The organism is Micromonospora sp. KC723 (assembly GCF_004348595.1).
Lineage (GTDB): Bacteria > Actinomycetota > Actinomycetes > Mycobacteriales > Micromonosporaceae > Micromonospora.
In genome coordinates, this window is record NZ_SMKD01000221.1 from 1 (window position 1) to 5,802 (window position 5,802).

The following is a 5,802-nucleotide window of genomic DNA, read 5'->3' on the forward strand; positions in this document are numbered from 1 at the left end:
GCCCCCGCCCCGCGGAAGGCGACGGCCCGCAAGGCCGCCACCCCCGCCGGGGTCGCGAAGGCCACCACGCCGGCCGCGAAGGCGACCAGGTCCACCCGTGCCACCAAGGCGACCGTGGCCGCCGCCGACGCGACCAAGGCCGCCGGCGGGGCCAAGGGTGAGGGCGCCGAGGGTGACATCGACCCCGAGGAGCTCGCGGCCGAGATCGAGGACGTGGTGGTCGAGGAGCCGGCCGAGCTGGCCCAGGCCGCCGAGACCGACGCCGCCAACTCCGCCAGCGACAACGACTTCGAGTGGGACGACGAGGAGTCCGAGGCGCTCAAGCAGGCCCGGCGGGACGCCGAGCTGACCGCGTCCGCCGACTCCGTCCGGGCGTACCTGAAGCAGATCGGCAAGGTTCCGCTGCTCAACGCCGAGCAGGAGGTGGAGCTCGCCAAGCGGATCGAGGCCGGGCTCTACGCCGCCGAGCGGCTGCGCGCGGCCGAGGAGGGTGAGGAGAAGCTCACCCGCGACATGCAGCGGGACCTGCTCTGGATCTCCCGGGACGGCGAGCGCGCCAAGAACCACCTCTTGGAGGCCAACCTCCGGCTGGTGGTCTCGCTGGCCAAGCGCTACACCGGGCGCGGGATGGCCTTCCTCGACCTCATCCAGGAGGGCAACCTCGGTCTGATCCGGGCGGTCGAGAAGTTCGACTACACCAAGGGCTACAAGTTCTCCACCTACGCCACCTGGTGGATCCGCCAGGCGATCACCCGCGCCATGGCCGACCAGGCCCGCACCATCCGCATCCCGGTGCACATGGTCGAGGTGATCAACAAGCTCGGCCGGATCCAGCGCGAGCTGCTCCAGGACCTGGGCCGCGAGCCCACCCCGGAGGAGCTGGCGAAGGAGATGGACATCACACCGGAGAAGGTGCTGGAGATCCAGCAGTACGCCCGGGAGCCCATCTCGCTCGACCAGACCATCGGCGACGAGGGCGACAGCCAGCTCGGTGACTTCATCGAGGACTCGGAAGCCGTGGTGGCGGTCGACGCCGTCTCGTTCTCGCTGCTGCAGGACCAGCTCCAGCAGGTGTTGCAGACGCTCTCCGAGCGTGAGGCGGGTGTGGTACGCCTGCGCTTCGGCCTGACCGACGGCCAGCCGCGCACGCTGGACGAGATCGGCCAGGTGTACGGGGTGACCCGGGAGCGGATCCGTCAGATCGAGTCGAAGACGATGTCGAAACTCCGGCACCCGTCCCGTTCCCAGGTGCTGCGCGACTACCTGGACTGACCCTCACCCGTCAACCAAACGTGTCGGTTTGATCACCAGCCGTAGAACACTCAAAGGTGATCGGTCGATTACCCGTTTGTGATCGTTGACGTGGCACCCTTGGCACACGGCACACTGTCCTCCTGTCATGTGTGACCTCGGTCGCCCGGGGGCACACAGGGAAGGCAGGGCCTGGCAAGGGTGTTGCACGATGGGTGAGCAACGACCGAAGAGAGTGTTCATCGGTGACGACCAGAGGAGGAAGGCGATGACCCCGACCCTCACGCCGCCGCCCGAGACGGTGGCTCCCCCAGCCGCCGATGAACGGTGCGACCGCTGCAATGCTGCCGGCAAGCTCCGGATCACTCTGGCGGGTGGGAGCGAGCTGGTGTTCTGTGGGCACCACGCGAACAAGTACGCGGAGGATCTCGTCAAGATCACCGTCAAGTACGCGACGGACCCGGAGTTCAGCTGGCGTGGCGCCGATCTGATGGCGAACTGAGGCCGCAGACCGTAGAAGCGACGACATAGCCGACCGGAGGTGCCCCGACAGGGCATCTCCGGTCGGCTTTCCGCGTCCGCCACCGCTCAGGCCACCGCCGCGGCTTCGGATGACCGGCACCCCGGGTGTGGCAGGCCACGGCAACCGCCACCCGGGAAGCCCCGGGTGGCGCATTCCGCGCGGAGGCGTGGGCCGGGCCCGGTCAGAGGGTCTGGACGGTGGCGATGCGCTCCTCGAGCTGCTCGATCGTCGCCTGGGCGCTGGGCGGGCCGCCGCACAGCCGGCGCAGCTCGGCGTGGATCTTGCCGTGGGGTTGCCCGGTGCGGTGGTGCCGGGCGGCCACCAGGGCGTTCAGTTGGCGTCGCAGCGCCACCCGACGCTGGGCGGCGCTCATCGGCGCGGGAGGCGGCGCGGGGGGCGCAGCGGCCGGCTCAGTGGCCCTGGCTGCGGCCCTTCGGCGCTGGGCGGCGAGCTGCTCGGCCTGCCGCTTGGTGAGCAGCAGGGACACCTGATCGGCGGTGAGCAGGCCGGGCAGGCCGAGGTACTCCTCCTCCTCCGGGGTGCCGGCCTGTGCTGCGGTGCCGAAGGACGCGCCGTCGAAGATCACCTGGTCCAGCTCGGCGGTGGCGGAGAGCGCCGTGAAGCGCTTCTCCAGCTCCCCGCTGGCCTGCTCGTCCCGTTGCGCCCGCTCGAGCAGGTCGTCGTCGAAGCCCTCCCGGTCCTTGGGCTTGCCGAGGACGTGGTCGCGGGCGGCCTCCATCTCGCTGGCGAGGCCGAGCAGGTGCGGCACGCTGGGTAGGAAGACCGAGGCGGTCTCGCCGGGGCGGCGGGCCCGCACGAAACGGCCGATCGCCTGGGCGAAGTAGAGCGGGGTGCTGGCGCTGGTGGCGTACACGCCGACGGCCAGTCGGGGGATGTCGACGCCCTCGGACACCATCCGGACGGCGACCAGCCACCGCTGCTCGGACGCCGCGAACGTCGCGATCCGGGCGGACGCTCCCACGTCGTCGGAGAGCACCACGGTGGCCCTCTCGCCGGTGATCCGTTCGATGAGCCGGGCGTACGAGCGCGCGTTCTGCTGGTCACTGGCGATGACCAGGCCGCCGGCGTCCGGCATGCCGGCGTTGCGCAGCACGGTCAGCCGGGCGTCGGCGGCCCGCAGCACCTGCGGCATCCAGTCCCCGGCCGGGTCCAGGGCGGTACGCCAGGCCTGCGCCACGAGATCCTGGGTCATCGGCTCGCCGAGGCGCGCCGCCAGCTCGTCCCCGGCGTTGGTGCGCCACCGGGTCTCCCCGGAGTACGCCAGGAAGAGCACCGGCCGGACGACGCCGTCGCGCAACGCGTCGGAGTAGCCGTAGACCGAGTCGGCGCGGGACCGCAGGAAGCCGTCGCCGCCACGTTCGTAACTGACGAACGGGATGGGGTTGTCGTCGGAGCGGAACGGCGTACCGGTGAGCATGAGACGGCGTACCGCGGGCTCGAAGGCCGCCTTGACCCCGTCACCCCAGGTCCTGGAGTCACCGGCGTGGTGGATCTCGTCCAGGATGACCAGGGTGCGCCGGGTGAGGGTGCGCCGCCGGTGCACCTGCGGGGCCATGCCGACCTGGGCGTACGTGACGACCGCGCCGTGGAAGTCGGCGGAGGAGTGCACGTCGGCGTTGCGGAAGGCGGCGTCGAGCTGGATGCCCACGCGGGCGGCGGCGTGTGCCCACTGGGACTTCAGGTGCTCGGTCGGGGCGACCACGGTGACCGCCTCGACGGTGCCGTCGACGAGCAGCTCGGCGGCGATCCGCAGGGCGAAGGTGGTCTTGCCGGCGCCGGGGGTGGCGACCGCGGTGAAGTCCTCGGTCCGGCGGCGCAGGTACTCCACCATCGCCTTGCGCTGCCAGGCGCGCAGGGGTGGGAACGTGTCGAGCGCCGGCAACCGGGGTGCCACGGTAGCTCCTCTCCGACCGCACCACGGCGGACCCCGGCCGAGGGCCACGGGTACCGCCGCCCATGAAAAGGCCCTCGCGCATCGGGTGCCGCGAAGGCCGGCTCAGCATAACCAGCGGCGGCTCTCCGACCCACTCGACGCCACGCTGGTCACATCCGCCACGGGCGTGCGGTACGCTCGGCAGCCGCCGCCTCACCCACCGCCCGGGTTCACTCGGCGTACGAGTCGTAGATCTCCTTGCACTTCGGGCAGACCGGGGAGCCGGGCTTGGCGGCCTTGGTGACCGGAAACGTCTCGCCGCAGAGCGCGACCACGTAGGTGCCCATGACGGCACTCTCGGCGATCTTCTCCTTGCGGACGTAGTGGAACATCTCGGGACCGGTGTCGGCGTCCTTCAGCTCCGGACGCTCAAGAACCTGCGTACTCACATCGCACCTCCAACTTTTTAGTCTGGCAGGTCGGAAGGGCCGGGTCCACCGCAGCCCGCCCCGACGGCGGTCGTACGGTACCGAGGTGACCAACTTCCACATCCGTCCCGGCGCAGAGGTCGCCGCCGCCCTGCGCGCCGGCCGTCCCGTCGTCGCCCTGGAGAGCACCATCGTCTCGCACGGCCTGCCCCGGCCGGACAACCTGCGGGTGGCCCGGGAGATCGAGCAGGCGGTGCGGGACGCCGGGGCGGTCCCGGCGACCATCGGCATGATCGGCGGTGAACTGGTCGTCGGGCTGGACGACACCGAGTTGACCCGGCTCGCCACCGCCGACGGGGTGAGCAAGCTCTCCGTACGCGACCTCGCGGTGGCCGCCGCGACCGGCGCGGACGGCGCGACCACGGTGGCCGCCACCAGCGCGGTGGCGGCGGCGGCCGGGATCGGCGTGTTCGCCACCGGCGGGCTCGGCGGGGTGCACCGGGAGGCCGCGCAGAGCTTCGACGAGTCCGCCGACCTGATCACCCTGGCCCGCACCCCGATCGCGGTGGTCTGCGCCGGGGTCAAGTCGATCCTCGACGTGGGCGCCACCCTGGAGCGGCTGGAAACCCTCGGGGTCGCGGTGGTCGGCTACCGCACCCGACGCTTCCCCGGCTTCTACCTCACCGACGCCGGCTTCGACCTGGACTGGTCGGTGGACTCCCCCGAGCAGGTGGCGGACGTGCTCGCCGCCCGGGCGCGGCAGGGCGTGCACGGCGGCGGGCTGATCGTGGCGAACCCGCTGCCGGTGGACGAGCAGCTCGACCCGGAGTTGCACGACCGCACCCTCGCCGAGGGCCTGGCCCTGCTGGCCCGGGACGGGGTGACCGGCAAGGCCGTGACGCCGTTCCTGCTGTCGCACTTCCACTCGGCCACCGAGGGCGCGAGCCTGGCGGTCAACGTACGGATCATTCTGCGCAACGCCGACCTGGCCGGCCGGATCGCCGTGGCCGCCGCCCGGCGCGACTCGGCATGACCCGCCCGTCCCGGGTCGTGGTGGTCGGTGACCTGATCACCGACGTGGTGGCGGTGCTGGCCGGACCGCTCGCCACCGGCTCGGACACCGGGGCGGCCATCCGGGTCGTCGGGGGTGGGCAGGCGGCGAACACGGCCGCCTGGATCGCCGCGCAGGGGGCACCGGTGACCCTGGTGGGAGCGGTGGGTGACGACGACGCCGGCCGGGACCGGGTGGCCGAGCTGGAGCGGGTCGGGGTGGAGTGCGCGGTCGAGGTGCATCGCGGCGTACCCACCGGCACGGTGATCGTGCTGGCCACCGGTGACGAGCGCACCATGGTCACCGAGCGGGGCGCGAACCTGCGGCTGACCACCGGGCATGTCGAGCGGGCCCTGGCGGCGCCCGACGCCGCCCACCTGCACCTGTCCGGGTACCCGCTGCTGGACGCCGCGTCGCGACCGGCGGGGCTGGCCGCGTTGGCCGCCGCGCGCGCCCGCGGCCTGACCACCAGCGTGGACGCGGCCTCCGCGGCGCCGTTGCGGCGGGCCGGCGCGGCGGCGTTCCTGTCCTGGGTACGCGACGTCGACCTGCTGCTGGTCAACGCCGACGAGGCCGGCGTACTGGCCGGCGGGCTGGACCCTGAGGCGCAGGCGCGGGCGTTGTCGGTCTCGGCCCGGCGGGTGGTGGTCAAGCG

The 5,802-nt window shown here is 72.3% G+C and carries 6 protein-coding genes; 4 read left to right on the forward strand and 2 right to left on the reverse strand.

Annotation, left to right across the window (positions count from 1 at the left end):
- Positions 1 to 1,272 (forward strand): RNA polymerase sigma factor (locus E1165_RS27575; RefSeq protein WP_132394628.1); only part of this gene is annotated, 1,272 nt, incomplete at its 5' end.
- 247 nt (positions 1,273 to 1,519) lie between these two features.
- A complete protein-coding gene (locus E1165_RS27580; RefSeq protein ID WP_088964796.1) occupies positions 1,520 to 1,753 on the forward strand; it encodes a hypothetical protein in 234 nt (77 codons plus the stop codon).
- Positions 1,754 to 1,955: 202 nt separating this feature from the next.
- On the opposite strand, the gene E1165_RS27585 is transcribed toward E1165_RS27580, so the two are convergent.
- Positions 1,956 to 3,689: a DEAD/DEAH box helicase gene (locus tag E1165_RS27585; protein WP_132394629.1), complete on the reverse strand. Its 1,734-nt coding sequence runs from the start codon at positions 3,687 to 3,689 to the stop codon at positions 1,956 to 1,958.
- 209 nt (positions 3,690 to 3,898) lie between these two features.
- Positions 3,899 to 4,117: a DUF3039 domain-containing protein gene (locus tag E1165_RS27590; protein WP_132394630.1), complete on the reverse strand. Its 219-nt coding sequence runs from the start codon at positions 4,115 to 4,117 to the stop codon at positions 3,899 to 3,901.
- A gap of 85 nt (positions 4,118 to 4,202) precedes the next feature.
- Here E1165_RS27590 and E1165_RS27595 point away from each other — a divergent pair, with 85 nt between their 5' ends.
- Both E1165_RS27595 and E1165_RS27600 read left to right on the forward strand, forming a co-directional pair.
- Positions 4,203 to 5,129, forward strand: a complete 927-nt coding sequence (locus E1165_RS27595; RefSeq protein ID WP_132394631.1) for a pseudouridine-5'-phosphate glycosidase — start codon at positions 4,203 to 4,205, stop codon at positions 5,127 to 5,129.
- On the forward strand, positions 5,126 to 5,802 hold a 677-nt coding region (locus E1165_RS27600; RefSeq protein WP_132394632.1), incomplete at its 3' end, for a carbohydrate kinase family protein. The genes E1165_RS27595 and E1165_RS27600, both read left to right, overlap by 4 nt.

Coding starts and splice junctions, on each gene's coding strand:
- E1165_RS27580 (WP_088964796.1), top strand. CDS start 1,520: ATGACCCCGACCCTCACGCCGCCGCCCGAGACGGTGGCTCCCCCAGCC.